Source organism: Microbulbifer maximicatervae (SeqCode), from assembly GCF_052467825.1.
Map to the genome: position 1 here is coordinate 264502 of NZ_CP174327.1, position 15964 is coordinate 280465.

Below are 15964 nucleotides of genomic sequence, written 5' to 3' on the forward strand. Positions count from 1 at the left end.
AAGCGCAGCATGCAGGTATTATGGCGATCTTGTAATTGATTGACCTCTTTTTGCCTCATGCTGCTAACCCTGCCCGCCCCTGCAAAACTCAACCTGATTCTGCGCATTCTCGGCCGTCGCCCGGATGGCTACCACGAGTTACAAACCCTGTTCCAACTGCTCGATTTCGGCGACTTATTGGAATTCAGTGAGCGCAGCGACGGCATTGTCAGTGTCGATGCCGGCCAGCTGGATGTAGCTGAAGAGGACAACCTGGTTTATCGCGCAGCCCAATTACTGCGCAAACAAGCTGAGCCTGACCGACAAAATTCTCTCGGCGCCTCTATCCGGTTGATAAAGAAGTTGCCTCACGGCGGCGGCATCGGTGGAGGCAGTAGCGATGCCGCCACCACTTTGCTCGGGCTCAACCACTTATGGCAGTGCAATTTATCGATCGATAAACTGGCAGAGCTGGGACGACAATTAGGAGCCGATGTTCCAGTTTTTGTGTGCGGGCGCACCGCTTGGGCGGAAGGGGTTGGTGAAAAATTAACCCCAATAACCACCGAGCAACGCCACTACCTGGTTGTCTCAACTGGTTGCGAAGTGAGCACTGCAAAAATTTTTCGCGATTCACGTTTGACAAGAGATTCAGTCGCAATTACATTAGCGGCCCTTCGCGAGGAGCAGGCCAACGAGATGCGACTCGGCAGCGAAAAACTGGAAACATTTTCCGGCAATGACTGCCAGTCATTAGTTGAGAAGCTCTACCCTGAAATACGCGATGCCAGAGAATGGCTCGAGCAATTTGCTCCGGCACAACTCACCGGCACCGGGGGCTGCGTTTTTGCGGCATTCCCTACGGCAGAGGCGGCCACTGAGGCACACACCAAACTGCCTGAGGCGTGGCAGGGTTTTACGGCAGCGGGTGTATTGGTTTCACCGACACATCAAGCGCTAGCGAAAATCTCCTCAGATTTTTGAGGAAACATTACTGGGGCGTAGCCAAGCGGTAAGGCAGCGGGTTTTGATCCCGTCATGCGAAGGTTCGAATCCTTCCGCCCCAGCCACTTTCTTTATATGCAATGGCACAGTCAAAAACCGGTTCCGACATGATTCAGTCTACGCTGATCCAGCCGGCCCAGGCCATTCGCACAGGGCTTTACAGAGCCACTCCCCAATTTTTAAAGAATCCTGAAGGCAGGCTTGAATGCAAGCGCCCGATGGTTGTGCGAGCACGCACCCAGAGCAACCCGCTGAGCAAGGAAAAAAACTGTGGCCAAAACCCTGTTTTTATCCGCGCAACAGTGCGCCGCTCAACGCAAAAGTGTTGCAGCAAAAACCCTGACTGCTAGCAAATATGCAGGCATCTACACTTCAATTCACTTCAAGACAGAATTAAAGGAACTCGCAGTGGCTGACTTAATGGTCTTTACCGGCAACGCAAACCCGGAACTGGCACAGAAGGTTGTCGACCATATGGCGATCCCCCTGGGTGAAGCCACGGTCAAGCGCTTCTCCGACGGCGAGATTGCAGTAGAAATTACCGATAACGTACGCGGCCGCGACGTTTTCGTGGTGCAATCCACCTGCCAACCTACCAACCGCAACCTGATGGAACTGATCCTGCTGGTAGACGCCCTCCGCCGCGCCTCCGCCGGCCGCGTCACCGCTGTAGTCCCCTACTTTGGCTACGCCCGCCAGGATCGCCGCGTAAGATCCCAGCGCGTGCCGATTTCCGCAAAAGTGGTTGCCGATATGATGGTGAGCGTAGGTATCGACCGCGTATTAACCGTCGACCTGCACGCGGAACAGATCCAGGGCTTCTTCGACGTTCCTGTGGATAACGTTTACGGCTCCTCGGTCCTGCTCGACGATATCGAGCGCCAAAAATACCAGAACCTGGTGGTGGTATCCCCGGACATCGGCGGTGTTGTACGCGCCCGCGCTGTGGCCAAGAGCCTCGACTGCGAACTGGCTATCATCGACAAACGCCGTCCGGCGGCCAATGTTGCCGAAGTCATGAACATTATCGGTGAAGTCAGCGGCCGCACCTGCCTGCTGGTAGACGATATGGTCGACACCGCCGGCACCCTGTGTAACGCCGCCAACGCCCTGAAAGAGCACGGCGCCGAGAAAGTTGTCGCCTACTGTACCCACCCGGTACTGTCTGGCAACGCCATCACCAACCTGAACAACTCCGTTCTGGATGAGCTGGTGGTTACCGACTCCATCCCCCTGGGTGACAAAATGGAGAAGGCACCAAAAATTCGCCAGCTGACCCTGTCTGCAATGCTGGCCGAGTCCATGCGCCGTATCAGCAATGAGGAATCCCTGTCCGCAATGTTCCGCTAGGAACTTGCCGATCAAGGTATCCCCGCGCCCCGCATGCCGGGGCACTTTGCCTTTAGCGCTGATTCCCGTAGAATACGCGCCCGCCCGGCACTGCCGGGCGATTACTTTTGGGCCCAGTGCCCATTTAACATCCATGCCAGAGCGGTCCGGTCGCAGGTCACTCTGGACAGACAACCCGAGGTTTATCCCATGTCTGATATTAAATTGAACGCCATTGCCCGCAGCGATGAAGGGAAAGGTGCGAGCCGCCGCCTGCGTCGCCTGGAAGGCCGTGTACCCGGCATCATCTACGGCGGTGAAGCAGAGCCTGCTTCTATCTCCGTGCTGCACAAAGACCTGACCAAAGCTCTGGAAAACGAAGCTTTCTTCTCCTCCATGCTGACTGTTGACGTAGACGGCAAAGAAGAGAAAGTTATCCTGCGCGACCTGCAGCGTCACCCGGCTAAAGCCCTGCTGCTGCACATCGACTTCCAGCGCGTATCTGCCAACACCAAAGTACACGTTAAAGTACCTCTGCACTTCCTGAACGAAGAGAGCAGCAAAGGTGTTAAGGCTGGCGGTATCGTTTCTCACACCCTGACCGAGCTGGAAGTTAACGCTCCTGCCGGCAAGCTGCCTGAGTTCATCGAAGTGGACCTGGCCGACCTGGAAATGGACGGCGTACTGCACATCTCCGACCTGAAACTGCCGGAAGGTGTTGAGTCTGTGGCACTGAGCCACGGTGCAGACCACGATCTGGTTGTAGCTTCTATCCACAAGCCTCGCGGCGCTGTGGAAGCTGAAGCCGAAACTGGCGAAGGCGAAGAGTAATCGCCTTGGCTGCGGCACCGGATACTCCGATCCAGTTGATTGTCGGCCTGGGAAACCCCGGACCGGAATACGATCGGACGCGACACAACGCCGGTGCCGACTTTGTTGTCGAGCTGGCCCGCCAACAAGGCACCCAGCTCAGCCTCGACAGCAAGTACCACGGCCTCACTGGCCGTGTGCGGGTCGGCAGCCAGGATATCCGGCTGCTGATTCCCACCACCTATATGAATCGCAGTGGCCAATCTGTCGGCCCACTGGCGAACTTCTTCAAGATTCCCCCGGAAGCCATTCTGGTCGCTCACGATGAGCTGGACCTGGCCCCCGGTATCGCGCGCCTGAAAGCCGGCGGCGGTCACGGTGGACACAACGGCCTGCGGGATATCATTGCCGCACTGGGCAACAACCGAAACTTTATGCGCCTGCGACTCGGCATTGGCCACCCCGGCAGCTCGAGCGAAGTGGCCCGGTTTGTGCTCCAGCGAGCCCCCAGGGCGGAACAGGAAACACTGGCTGATGCGATCGATCGCTCGATCGACGTTCTGCCCACCGCCGCTTCCGGCGATTGGGGCGCAGCCATGAAAACGCTGCACACCAACAAATAGATCCCACCCGCCGGCTTGCCTTTTGCCGCGGAAATCTCGATAGTGTGCTGCGCTAAATTGCCGGTATTTTCCCGGCTGGCCCGGACCCTGTGGTGGCCGAGACATCCCGCCCATCCAAAATCCCGCCAGCGCAACCACTACCGGACCTCAAACGCAATTAGCAGAGCGCGCTGTATGCGCCTCGGGCAAACGGAAAAAAATATCACCATGGGTTTTACTTGCGGTATTGTCGGCCTACCTAATGTGGGCAAATCCACCCTATTCAACGCATTGACCAAAGCGGGTATCGATGCGGAAAACTTCCCCTTCTGCACCATCGAGCCCAATGCTGGGGTCGTGCCGGTACCAGATCCCCGCATCGACAAACTGGCTGAGATCGTCAAGCCGGAAAAGGTCATTCCCACCACCATGGAATTTACCGATATCGCCGGTCTGGTTGCGGGCGCCTCCAAGGGGGAAGGTCTGGGTAACAAGTTCCTCGCCAATATCCGCGAGACCGACGCTATCGCCCACGTTGTGCGCTGCTTCGAAGACGATAACGTTATCCACGTCGCCAACAAGGTACACCCGGTAGCGGATATCGAGGTGATCAACACCGAGCTGGCCCTGGCCGATCTGGACACTGTGGAAAAGGCCTTACAGCGCTTTACCCGCGCCGCTAAGGGACAGGACAAGCACGCGATCAAGATGAAAGCGCTGCTGGAAAAAATCCAGCCACACCTGGATGAAGCCAAACCGCTGCGCTCTTTCGAGCTTTCAGAAGACGAACTGGCGGACCTGCGCGAACTGAGCCTGCTCACTATCAAGCCCACCATGTATATCGCCAACGTGGACGAAGATGGCTTCGAGAACAATCCGCACCTGGATGCTGTAGCTGCCATCGCCGCTGAAGAAAACGCGGTACTGGTACCTATCTGCAACAAGCTCGAAGCGGAAATTGCCGAGCTGGACGACGAAGAGAAGCAGGAGTTCCTGGAAGAACTGGGTATGGAAGAGCCGGGGTTGAACCGCGTGATCCGCGCCGGCTACCAACTGCTGGGCCTGCACACCTACTTCACCGCTGGCGTGAAGGAAGTGCGCGCCTGGACCATCCCACTGGGCGCTACCGCTCCCAACGCTGCCGGCAAAATCCACACCGACTTTGAAAAGGGTTTTATTCGCGCAGAAGTGATCAGCTACAGCGATTACATTGATAACAATGGTGAGGCCGGCGCTAAAGACGCGGGTAAGTGGCGCCTGGAAGGCAAGGACTACATTGTCGCCGACGGCGACGTAATCCACTTCCGTTTTAACGTCTAACCACCTCTCCTTTTTTGCCTCCCCACCCCGGGGAGGCGCGCCCACCCGTGTAAATTCCATGGCTCAATCAAACTGGAAAGTCGGCCTGCCGCTGGCACTGATTACCGTATTTATGTGGGCAACCCTGCCCATTGCCCTTAAAGGGCTTCTCGAATACATCAGTCCCGGTACCGCCACCTGGTATCGCTTTGCCGGTGCAGCACTGTTAGCGGGCGTCTACTACGGACAGGCGCGTAAACTACAGCTCAAGCCACTATTCAGTCGCGGCTTGCTGCTTTTCACCTTCCTCGCCGTTGCCGGCCTCCTGGTGAACTACCTCGCCTACGCCAGTGGACTCAATTACATCACCCCTGGTGCCGCCCAGGTTGTGATCCAGCTGGCTCCCCTGCTTCTACTGATATCCAGCGTACTTTGGCTGGGAGAGCGCTTCTCGCCGCGCCAGTGGAGCGGCGTAGTACTGGTAGTAATTGGGCTGCTGTTATTTTTTAACCAGCGCCTGGAAGAGCTGACCAGTGGCGCCGGCGGCGAATACCTGCTGGGGCTCGGCTATATCCTGATCGCCGCTGTCACCTGGGCGATTTACGGTTTTTTCCAGAAGAAAATATTGAGCCGCGCAACACCCCAGGATTTACTGGTAGTGATTTATATCGCAGGGACCCTGTTCTTCCTGCCCATGGCGGAGCCAATGAAGGTTTCCCACCTGGGCTGGCTCGAGTGGGCGCTTTTAGCGTTTCTCACCGCCAATACGCTGATCGCCTATGGGGCTTTTAGCAAGGCACTAGCGCACTGGGAGGCATCCAGTGTCAGCGCAACCCTGTCATTAGTGCCAGTCATCACCCTATTGTTCAGTACGCTGATCAGCTCTATCTGGCCCGACTATATTGCAGTTGAGCCGCTCAACTGGATCAGCTGGGCCGGCGCCGGCGCCGTAGTACTCGGTTCCGCCCTCGCCGCAATCAGTTCCAGGCCCGGTTCTGAGCAGTCCCGGGCATCAGATGAAAAAAATCGCTAACTATCTGAAAAGAATACAAAAAAAGTGTTGACACCCCCGGCCCATCGTTTAATAATGCGCGCCCTCGGGACAGCCGAGACAACAAAAGAAATGGCAAGGTAGCTCAGCCGGTTAGAGCGCAGCACTCATAATGCTGAGGTCGGGAGTTCGAGTCTCCCCCTTGCTACCATTTCAAATCACAGAGACTATTCTTTGTGAATCTTGAAACTGGGGCGTAGCCAAGCGGTAAGGCAGCGGGTTTTGATCCCGTCATGCGAAGGTTCGAATCCTTCCGCCCCAGCCATCTTCCCAAATTATCTAGCAGGCCCAAATCTGGGCAGCAATCAAAAACGCAACCGTTTTTTATCTGATTCTGCGAATAGCTCGCCAGAACTCGTCCGCGAACGCTATCCAAAAATCAACTACTCCGGCAGCACCACACCATTAGCTTCCATAACTGTCACTTCGGCGCTATCGGGCTCCAGGTCAGCAGTTCCTGAAGTTGATACAAGCGTTCGCACTTGTTCCCTGCGCAAACCCAGGGCTCGCAGCCACTCGAACCCCGCCAGGCAGCACAGCAATGCCAGCAGCACTAGCGGACCACCATATCCCTTCATAGCCTCACTCTCGGACATACAAGTCCACACAAGCTGCACAACGCACAGGAAGGCCACAATCAGCAGGGTCGGCTTGCGTCCCAGCAAGCTAACGACAAAAACGCCCAGAGGCGCCCCCAGGGCTACTACTGGTGCTGCCGCCAGCCAATTCCCAAACACCCCAGGCTGCCAATCTCCCGCCAGCGACTTCACTATTACTCCGAGTACCGAACAAAATGCCATGATCACCACGGATGTGGGGATCGCTACCTTGAGGTCCACCCTGCTCAATAGCACAAGAGCCGCATACACCAGCATGTCCACACCCACACCGGTAACTGCCACCACGCAAAAGCCGGCAAAAGCACCCAATAGCAAGCCGACACGAAAATCAGTCGGACACTGGGGGTCCCCCGCGTGCTCACAATCAGTAATTTCGCTGAGGCGATACAAATGAAAAATGCCAAAACTGCCCCAGAGGACGGCAAAGGAAAGCTTCACCCAGAGTTCGGGTATCAGAGGGGCAAACAGCAGGATACCGGCGGGAGTCGCCAGAAGAGATCCCAGCAGTGCCCCCCGCAACATCGACCAAGCCAACTGCTGGCGTCGGCAGAGAATAAACAAGCTGGCACTGACCATACCTATCGACTGAACCGCAAAACTAAAGTCGCGACCCAGACTTGCCGGCATATCAAAAAACAGCACCAACACGGGAAACCCAACTGTCCCGCCGCCCATCGGCGTAGAACCTGCGGCATAGCTACCCAGCGCCATCGCCAGGGCCATGGACCAATGCTCGAGCGCCTGGGCCAGGTTCTCGCCCTGTAAAATCAGGAAAAACCAAACACCGTAAAACAGAACCAACCAAGCGAACCAATAGCGAAGAGAGAATCGCGCCACGTTTTTCATCTTATTATTTGTGAGCTAAAGCGTCAGAGGGAGACAATAGTGGTACGAGTGTGAGATGGGATCAAGACAAGATTTGGCGAGTTCGCCTGTCACTGCTAGAAGGGTCGCCCGGCAGACTCAGCTGCCGGGCAAAGCGCAATTAGTTCAAGCGCTTCTTGCGAATCAGGTTTTGAACCTGCATAGAGGACATCATAGAGGCGTAGATTGCCGGCAGCGCGCCACGCTTACGCAGCTCCAAGAAGTCTTCATCAGACAGCTTGTTAAGCTTCTCTTCATCGATAACAAAGAAACCTGTCAGATCGTAAGGCTTGTCATCTTCGCTAACACGGAGAGTCAGTTTCTTCTGGGTCAGCAAGTCCTTGGAAACCAGGAACTCGATAAAAGAGTCAGTCACTGCAACACGCTGTGCAGTTTCAACCACCGCCTGGGCGCGATTCTTCAGGAAGTCAGTTTGCTCGCCTTCCCCATCGAACAGCGCTTCACCTTCAGAGTCGCTCAGCATCTTGGAGTCTTCGTCGATGCACAGAACAGCCTGATCAGCGTTGTCTGGATTCTTCACCAAAACAAACGGGTAAGTGCGCACTTGTACAGGAATGTAGCTCCCATTCCAGCCATCAGCGCCAGAGAACAGGTTTTCACCGGGGCGCAGACCGGTAAGCGCCACAACTTTAAACTGGTCAGTATTCTGGTCTTTAACGAACAGGATCGGGTAGCTCTGGGCTGCCTGTACGATTTCCTGAACCACCAGCGGCAAAATGTGATTACCGCTTACATGGTCAAAAGTAATGTCCTGGGTGAGTTTCAGGTTGGCATGTGCCTTTTTATCCAAAGCTTTGATCTGTGCCATAAGTACAACTCCTAGCTACTTTTATAGTTACTAAATTTTCAGAGATACCCTAACGTACCACTCTTCTACGCATCTACGATGACAAGTGCTTCCCGACAGTCGCCGGAAACCAAAGCCAGCATTAAACAGGGAAGAAGCCCAACTGGCAAACAAAGTCCACCAACAACAGCCTAAAGACAAATTTATTTGGTTAAATTCACACAATTCAAGACTGTCGAACCAATTAAATTCACTGCTCCCCCCTAAAAACGACTCGGCAATCTTCAAAATCAACGAATCGAGTATTAGTTAGCCAACCCTGACAGGTAGCGCATTACCTGTATCAGCCCTCCCCCACCTCTACAGCTATCGTAACAAGTGGTGCTTTTTTATACGATTGAAGAAGTGGTTGGAGTGAGTTTGATGTCAAAACCGAGGCGCGCCTCACTATGATGAGCCTACTATTCATTTTTTACCTCCTAGCAATGTCTCTAGCTGTGAAGAATTACCACACCCTAGCAACCGCAACATTCATTTTTGCCTTGATATCAAGCATCGCCTGGCTGGGCTATCACACCGGCGACAATCTCAACTTAGCCTTGTAGGGGAGGGTGAATGGGGCAAATATTTCGAGAGCTTAATGCACTGGGCATACTTGCCGTATGTGCCGTACTCGTCGCCGCAGAGTACTTTCAATTAGTGAATGGAGAAATGCCTTGCCCTCTCTGTTTACTTCAACGAATTGGGCTCACAGGAGTCTTATTTGGCCTGATGCTAAATGTACTCTATGGCAACCGCCCTCTACACTACAGCCTGGCAACATTCTCAGCGCTATTTGGCGCCGCTACCGCACTGCGCCAAGTCAGCCTACATGTTATTCCCGGAACACCAGGTTATGGCGATCCATTAATGGGATATCACTATTACACTTGGGCACTGATTATCTTCTACATGACAGTTATTGGCATCGCGATTATCGGTGCATTTGATAAGCAATATGGAAAACCCATATTTATCAGTTTCCGCGATCAGGGAGCTCTCGGAAAAATGGCCATAGTAACTGCATTTTCAATTACCGTACTTAATATATTTATAACTTTCGCAGAGTGTGGACCTACTGTCTGCCCGGATAATCCAGACAACTATTGGCTCTTTGGCGCTATCGACGGAATTTAAAAGCAAGCTGAGAAAAGAAAAGGGGTATGGCTATACAAACGACAGCTTGCCAAGCATATATCCATAGATCAACAGAATAGATGGAGGCCAGGACCGGATTCGAACCGGTGAAAAACGGTGTTGCAGACCGTCGCATTTCCTCTCTGCCACCTGGCCATAAAAAAACCCGGCGCTTCCGCTCCGGGTTCTTTGACTCTACGGAAGCAAAAAACGCTTCCGAATAAATTTACAGAAGCACGCAGGTTGCCTGGCAGCAACATATAGAAAGAAGTTCTTGCGCGTATTTCATAGTAAACAGTCTTGTTTAAGTTGCCGCCAAGGATAATGGAACAAAAACTCCATTTCAACTCTTTCTAGGTAGCCCCAGAATACTGCCCAACCCTAACCTCATTACCGGGCAACGGCTGCTCTGGAACCAGCTGTGCCAACCCAAGAGAAATTAAGGCCATTAAAGACCCCGCAAAGAATACCATTGGCGGAGAGACAAGCCACAGCAAGCCAAATACTACAGGGATAACTACTGCGGCAATATGATTAATAGTAAAGCTGACTCCAGCCGAAGCCGCGATATCCCGCTCATCGACTATCTTCTGGAAGTAGGTTTTAATCGCAATTGCCATAGAAAAAAACAAATGGTCAATAATATATAATGCCGCTGCCAGCGCAGCACTTTCTACCAGCGCATAACCCGCAAATACCAGTATCAGCCCAATATATTCCAAAGTGAGGATACGGCGCTCGCCAAACCGAACGATGAACTGTCCGATCTTCGGTGCGATATACAAATTAAGTAAATGATTTACCGTATAGAGAGCAGCAACCTCCCCCACACTGTATCCAAATTTCTCCACCATCAAAAAACCAGCGAATACTATAAAGATCTGCCTGCGAGCCCCACTCATCATCGTGAGCGCATAATAGAGCCAATAGCGTTTCCGCAGAATAAGCTTCTTATGCTGGCTGTGGGGCTGAGCAAACTGAGGGAAAAGAGCCCAGGCTCCTAAGGCAATGACTATTGTCATGCCACCACCAATTAGATAAACCCAGGAATAGTCCAGGCCTGCGAAGTTCATTAATCCCCATACCAAACCATAAGCCAGAAGCGCAGCAAAGGAACCTGCGGCAGCCATACGCCCCATCCAAACTGCTGCTGTTTGTTTGGGAAACCACTGGAGTGCCAGGGAAGTCTGCAAGGTCTCATAAAAATGAAATCCCGTAGACATTAAAAGTGTAGTGAGTAACAACCCGGTCAATGAAGGATACAGCCCCGTTAGCATTACCCCAAGGCCAGTTGCTACCAGGGAGATTATCGCCAGTCTCTGCTCCCTGACAAAAAGTAATACAAAGACCACTAGGAAGGCCAAAAAGCCAGGTATCTCACGCACACTTTGCAACAAACCAATATCTGCACCGGTAAATGCTGCCTTTTCAATAACAAAGTTATTAAGTAACGTATTCCAAACAGCAAATGAGAGCGGCATCGAAGCTGCCAGAATAAGCAAAAGAATTTCAGGCCGGCGAAGACGCGGTAGCATAAATGACCTCCTATAGCTAAGGCCCGCAATATACGCCCTCAATATCCAACTGTAAAATTATAAAAATAGTACTGAAGAATGAGTTTTTTTTCGAGAATATTGCAGCTCATGAAATTAAATACTAATTAAACTGCTAAATAGTGGTAACACAGACCAACAACTTGCTTAACTACCCGAAAAATCGGTGAACAAGACGAACCAATTGGCAGATTAGCAAGCAATCTAATTGTGTATAAATTCCCGCAAATCATGTATTTTTAATGAGATGAGGAAGCTCAGCTCACTACATATAATGACTGAAGTCAGACAACTCTAACCTAAATTCACCTATGCTTTAACTGCTATATAGTTAGGCGCCTTATACCACAGCATGACTGATTACCGACATAGATAACTCTTGGAGAGAAAAATGCGTATTCATTCCTGGCGAATTTATCATCTTCCCTTAGTCATGCTATTTACCACACTTCCTTTCCTACTGGCGAACGCCGTTGCTCAAGAAGATAATTTACCTGACAAACTTAAATTAAACGAATGGAAGGTGCCCTGGGAGGGACTCCCCAGAGACCCGCATGTAGACAGTAGAGGTAATATCTGGTTCTGTGGACAAGCGGGTAACTACATCGGGAAGTTTACACCCACCTCTGAAGAGTTTAAGCAGTATGAAATACCTGAAGGTACTCACCCTCATAACCTGATTGTGGATTCAAACGATATTGTTTGGTATGCAGGTAATCGAAATGCGCATATTGGGCGATTAGACACCAATAATGGACAAATTAAACAATATCCAATGCCTGAAGGTATCAAAGACCCACATACGCTAGTCTTCAATCGAGAGGGAAATATCTGGTTCACAGCCCAGCAAAGTAACCGCATAGGCCTGCTAAATGTACAGAGTGGCAAAGTTCTAAGTGTCACCCCAACAATCGCTAATGCCCGCCCCTATGGTATTAAGATTGATGCCCAGGGAAACCCCTGGGTAGCGCTATTCGGCACCAATAAGTTAGCTCGCGTAGACGCAAAAACCATGACCATAAATGAGGTTAACCTGCCACGCCCAAATGCTCGCCCTCGCAGACTGGAAATCGATCCTACCGGCAATATTTGGTACGTTGATTATCCAGAAGGCTATTTGGGGCGTTATACTCCGACGACCAAGGAGTTTAAAGAGTGGAAGCTACCCAGTAAGAATCCACGCCCCTACGGAACAGCACTGGACAACAATAACCAACTTTGGCTCGCTGATACTGGAGAGATTCCAAATATCATTTTTGCCTTTAACACAGAAAAAGAGAAATTTACAAGCAAGACCCCAGTTCCAAGTGGTGGAAATATAAGATATATGTATTTTAACAATATGGATGGAAGCTTTTGGTTTGGTGTTGATTCTGGATTTATCGACCAGGGAATACCAAAATAGAAGTATATATAGCTCTATTGATATCAATCGATGTATGGCGTCACTGCAATAGTTCTATATATCTTGATACAGGACAAACTATTCAAATACAGACTTCCATTTAGAATTCTAATTTTTTCAGCTTTACTAACAGCCATTCACGGCGCCCTAATGAGGCAACCATTGATGGATTACCTTATTGGCAACCCACTACAAGTTACACTAGCTTAAAATGGCATGAAGTGGCTCGTGTGGATACTCGTGGCGACCGTTATAATTATAGGTGTTGAAGTATTCGCCTCAAATAAATCAAACTCTAACGAATCTACAAAACAAAAAGCGTGCAGCAATCATTAAATAAAGCTCATAAACAGAATTTACAATTATGGAACCGAAACAAACCGGGATAGCATACGATACCATCACACATCTATGGGAACGTAAAGAGTTCAACAGGAACAACGGTATTAGCCAGTATAAGCGGGCACTTGGCTTTGTAAAAAATAGAGGCTCCGCACTAGATGTAGGGTGTGGCTGCACAGGAAGGCATATCGAGCTTCTGCTAACTGAAGGATTTTCTCCCGAGGGAATTGATGTTTCTGAGAAAATGATAGAGATCGCCAGGGATAAGCACCCTAAAGTCAACTTCTATCTAGAGGATATATGTAAGTGGAAAGCCACAAGAAAATATGACTTTATAAGTGCGTGGGATAGCATCTGGCATATACCAATTGAAAAACAAGAGGAAACAATAAGGAATCTAGCGTCTTACTTAAACAAGGAAGGCGTTCTAATATTTTCCTTTGGTGGAACAGATAAAGAGGAATATCATACGAATGATGCGATGGGACCGGAATTATATTACTCCACCTTAGGCACAAATAAATTTGTACAACTCCTTATTTCATCTGGTTGTATTTGTAGACATCTGGAGTACGATCAACCGTCAGAATTACACGCCTACTTGATTGCTCAGAAGATATAATTATTTTATATACACGGACCCCGCCCCCTCAATCATGGGTAGCCTATATGTTAACCGGAGCAATGCTTGTTTGGTTTATTCTTACCTGTCTCAGCCTAGTTTTTGTTATTTGGGACTCAATCACTAATGCGCCAACCAGCTGGGTTCAGCGCCTGGCTTGGATATTAGTGATTCTTTATACCGGTGTTATCGGCTTAATCTTCTACCTGCTCACCTGTCGCCGTCCTTTTCCTGGCGGCCACGATCAATTCACTAGGGCCACATGGAAGCAAAGTGTAAATAGCGAAATGCATTGTCTTGCAGGTGATGCAACTGGGATCCTTATCGCAGCATCTATTGTACCCACACTGGGCCTCACCAATGGATGGGACTCCATAATTGAGTACTTGGCTGGCTTTGTTTGTGGTTTGTTTATTTTTCAGGCATTGATGATGCGAAGTATGTATCAGGGAAACTACTTAAAAGCAGTGGGTAAAACTTTCTTTGCTGAAACTGTATCTATGAATATAGTTATGGCTGGCATGATACCCGCTATGGTAATACTGACTTCCATATGGCCAAATTCTGAAGACCCAACAAATGCTACCTTTTGGTTTCGTATGAGCTTGGCAACCATTGTTGGGGGCATCATTGCTTACCCTATTAACTATTGGCTGGTAAAAAATCACTTAAAACATGGCTGTATGACCCTCCCGGGAAAAGATGGAGTCGCGCCCAATTTTGGTCATTGCTCTCATGAATGCGCCTCAAATTCAGCACCGCACATCCAGGCTATCTCACAAGCAGAAACGCCTAAAATGGAGATGCATTCTTTATCTTTAATGGAATCGAGTATATGGATAATGGGCACTTTTATAGCTCTTTTTCTTGCAATTTATGTCACAGATAAAATCACACCAATATACTTTTGATCTCAGAACTTTATGCACTCAAAATAATCGCTTAAGCATAAGATTCAAAAAATTTCTTTCTCCGCCTATAGTAAGATTTCATTCTGAGGCTGGTTGCCAATTGATTACCGGGCTTACTCCTTCAGTATTACATAACCAAACAATCGCTTTTATGCCAACCTTAAGCTTCCCCTTAGTATCAATGAGCTTTTCCCAATCGCTGGAATGAAAAGAACGGCCATGGATGCGGAACTGCCCGAGAACCTCCTTCCAATTTGGCATAGTCAGGTTTAGAAACTCATTTGTTCCATGGTCAGTAGCAACCCAAAGCTTAACTCCATCTTTCACCCGCACAAGTTTTGTAATCTCCCCCTGCCATGAAGTTAATTGGTTTCGATCACAAGTTACGTACTCTGGAACAGCTAGCCTTTGAGCCAAAAGATTCGGGCTAGCAAAAACAAATAAGCTCAGCACTAAAAATAAATAATGTTCTTTATTCATAATTAAAGAAGGGGGGACAAGCCCCCCCTAACTGTTAAAGACCACGATAAGTCGCGCTTTGTTCATCTGCGCGAGTGGCCTGACCTTCAGTGAACTCGTACATACAGCTATCGTCAGTGTAATCCATAAAGTTAGTTACCGGATCTTCCCCTTCAGCATTTCTTCCCCTGGTACAGGTATCCCGACCAACAGGGCAGCCATAAGCAGCCGATCTCTCCGCAGGGGTATCTGAGACGTAGTCCCCCCGGCCAAAACATCCTCCTTGGAACGTATGATAAAGACCCAACCAGTGGCCAACCTCGTGAGTTAAGGTGTCCCCCTCATTGTAGGGCGCAGCATCACCTCCAGGTACAGAACCAGTTAAAATTACCACGCCGTCATCAAGTGGATCAGAGGAGTAACTACTTGGGAATGTAGCCCACCCAAGTAGGCCATCACTAATTTCAGCTACATAGATATTCAAATCCCCTGCATCGCCAACTCGCAAGGAAGATTTCATTGACTGCTCAGCCGAAGAATTGTAACCAACGTTATACCAAGAATTATTTGCTGTAACAGTGGCTGAAACTAAATTAAAGGTAAATGGAGTATTTGCGTAAGCATCATTTAACACATCCATTTGCGCATTAATCTCACTATTAGAAAGCGCTCCATTATTAGCTGTGTCAGTAATTACATGAAAGTAAACATCAACTTCTACAGAACCTGCGGGGCGCAATGCGTGCGCCACACTTCTATCACTTGATACACCACGCAGAGTAGAAAAATGCTGCTCTTTTAATGCGGCTTCCTGAATTGATGGGTGGTCTGTACCGCAGCGCTTTAGCCCAACACCATTGTTGGCAGCCTCAACCGAAGAAACACTTTGAGCAAAACCTATAGTTGATGACGCAAGTACGCACAATGATAGAGCAGTTTTTATCGAGATCTTGGAAACAGTCTTTCTCATAACCTAAGCCTTAATTTTATTATTTATTTACACTCCCATAAGAGCCCGCCAACTTTCCACGCTTCCATAAACTTTTGTCAATAGCACCAATTCTTAAATTGATGATAATGACATCAAACTCTTTAATAAGGCGTAACGTTCAACAAAAAAATGCAAATC

Annotated in this window: 16 protein-coding genes and 4 tRNA genes; 14 read left to right on the plus strand and 6 right to left on the minus strand. The window is 49.8% G+C overall.

The features are described from left to right. Window positions 1–39: 39 nt before the first annotated feature. From ispE to ACJJII_RS01255, 9 genes are all read left to right on the plus strand, one after another. Window positions 40–963, plus strand: coding sequence for a 4-(cytidine 5'-diphospho)-2-C-methyl-D-erythritol kinase (ispE, locus tag ACJJII_RS01215; RefSeq protein WP_444918034.1), 924 nt, complete (start codon window positions 40–42; stop codon window positions 961–963). 11 nt (window positions 964–974) lie between these two features. Further along, window positions 975–1049: transfer RNA gene (locus tag ACJJII_RS01220), tRNA-Gln, on the plus strand. 355 nt (window positions 1050–1404) lie between these two features. Continuing rightward, window positions 1405–2334 carry a ribose-phosphate pyrophosphokinase gene (locus ACJJII_RS01225; protein WP_282934570.1) on the plus strand — a complete coding sequence of 310 codons (930 nt, stop codon included), beginning with the start codon at window positions 1405–1407 and terminating at the stop codon, window positions 2332–2334. Window positions 2335–2523: 189 nt separating this feature from the next. After that, window positions 2524–3144: a 50S ribosomal protein L25/general stress protein Ctc gene (locus ACJJII_RS01230; RefSeq protein WP_444915710.1), complete on the plus strand. Its 621-nt coding sequence runs from the start codon at window positions 2524–2526 to the stop codon at window positions 3142–3144. Between the two features lie 5 nt (window positions 3145–3149). Beyond that, window positions 3150–3746 (plus strand): aminoacyl-tRNA hydrolase, encoded by a 597-nt coding sequence (gene pth, locus ACJJII_RS01235; protein ID WP_444892988.1) that lies wholly within the window; start codon window positions 3150–3152, stop codon window positions 3744–3746. Window positions 3747–3953: 207 nt separating this feature from the next. After that, the gene (gene ychF, locus ACJJII_RS01240; protein WP_282933944.1) at window positions 3954–5045 is read left to right on the plus strand and encodes a redox-regulated ATPase YchF; all 1092 of its coding nucleotides are present in this window, start codon (window positions 3954–3956) and stop codon (window positions 5043–5045) included. A 58-nt stretch (window positions 5046–5103) separates the two neighbouring features. Then, window positions 5104–6057 (plus strand): DMT family transporter, encoded by a 954-nt coding sequence (locus ACJJII_RS01245; RefSeq protein WP_444918035.1) that lies wholly within the window; start codon window positions 5104–5106, stop codon window positions 6055–6057. Between the two features lie 92 nt (window positions 6058–6149). After that, window positions 6150–6226 (plus strand) — tRNA-Met (locus tag ACJJII_RS01250). Window positions 6227–6265: 39 nt separating this feature from the next. Continuing rightward, window positions 6266–6340: transfer RNA gene (locus ACJJII_RS01255), tRNA-Gln, on the plus strand. 118 nt (window positions 6341–6458) lie between these two features. Here ACJJII_RS01255 and ACJJII_RS01260 read toward each other — a convergent pair. Together ACJJII_RS01260 and ACJJII_RS01265 are read right to left on the minus strand one after the other, a co-directional pair. Then, on the minus strand, window positions 6459–7541 hold the full coding sequence (locus ACJJII_RS01260) for a sulfite exporter TauE/SafE family protein (RefSeq protein WP_444918036.1): 1083 nt from the start codon (window positions 7539–7541) through the stop codon (window positions 6459–6461). A gap of 139 nt (window positions 7542–7680) precedes the next feature. After that, window positions 7681–8388 (minus strand): SapC family protein, encoded by a 708-nt coding sequence (locus ACJJII_RS01265; RefSeq protein ID WP_444918037.1) that lies wholly within the window; start codon window positions 8386–8388, stop codon window positions 7681–7683. A gap of 431 nt (window positions 8389–8819) precedes the next feature. On the opposite strand from ACJJII_RS01265, the gene ACJJII_RS01270 reads away from it, so the two are divergent. Both ACJJII_RS01270 and ACJJII_RS01275 read left to right on the plus strand, forming a co-directional pair. Beyond that, a complete protein-coding gene (locus ACJJII_RS01270; RefSeq protein ID WP_444919245.1) occupies window positions 8820–8972 on the plus strand; it encodes a DUF5993 family protein in 153 nt (50 codons plus the stop codon). Window positions 8973–8982: 10 nt separating this feature from the next. Beyond that, window positions 8983–9543, plus strand: coding sequence for a disulfide bond formation protein B (locus ACJJII_RS01275; protein WP_444918038.1), 561 nt, complete (start codon window positions 8983–8985; stop codon window positions 9541–9543). Between the two features lie 81 nt (window positions 9544–9624). Here the strand turns inward: ACJJII_RS01275 and ACJJII_RS01280 are convergent. Both ACJJII_RS01280 and ACJJII_RS01285 read right to left on the minus strand, forming a co-directional pair. Beyond that, window positions 9625–9699 (minus strand) — tRNA-Cys (locus ACJJII_RS01280). Between the two features lie 197 nt (window positions 9700–9896). After that, window positions 9897–11078, minus strand: a complete 1182-nt coding sequence (locus ACJJII_RS01285; RefSeq protein WP_444918039.1) for an MFS transporter — start codon at window positions 11076–11078, stop codon at window positions 9897–9899. Window positions 11079–11487: 409 nt separating this feature from the next. Here ACJJII_RS01285 and ACJJII_RS01290 point away from each other — a divergent pair, with 409 nt between their 5' ends. The 3 genes from ACJJII_RS01290 (at window position 11488) to ACJJII_RS01300 (ending at window position 14376) form a co-directional block, all read left to right on the plus strand. Beyond that, on the plus strand, window positions 11488–12501 hold the full coding sequence (locus tag ACJJII_RS01290; RefSeq protein ID WP_444918040.1) for a Vgb family protein: 1014 nt from the start codon (window positions 11488–11490) through the stop codon (window positions 12499–12501). A 364-nt stretch (window positions 12502–12865) separates the two neighbouring features. Next, the gene (locus tag ACJJII_RS01295) at window positions 12866–13465 is read left to right on the plus strand and encodes a class I SAM-dependent DNA methyltransferase (RefSeq protein ID WP_444918041.1); all 600 of its coding nucleotides are present in this window, start codon (window positions 12866–12868) and stop codon (window positions 13463–13465) included. Between the two features lie 47 nt (window positions 13466–13512). Further along, window positions 13513–14376, plus strand: a complete 864-nt coding sequence (locus ACJJII_RS01300) for a DUF4396 domain-containing protein (protein ID WP_444918042.1) — start codon at window positions 13513–13515, stop codon at window positions 14374–14376. A gap of 78 nt (window positions 14377–14454) precedes the next feature. Here ACJJII_RS01300 and ACJJII_RS01305 read toward each other — a convergent pair whose 3' ends face one another. Together ACJJII_RS01305 and ACJJII_RS01310 are read right to left on the minus strand one after the other, a co-directional pair. Next, window positions 14455–14856: a hypothetical protein gene (locus ACJJII_RS01305; RefSeq protein ID WP_444918043.1), complete on the minus strand. Its 402-nt coding sequence runs from the start codon at window positions 14854–14856 to the stop codon at window positions 14455–14457. Between the two features lie 34 nt (window positions 14857–14890). Beyond that, entirely contained in the window at window positions 14891–15805 is a 915-nt protein-coding gene (locus ACJJII_RS01310; protein ID WP_444918044.1) for a zinc metalloprotease, read from the minus strand. Window positions 15806–15964 lie beyond the last annotated feature (159 nt).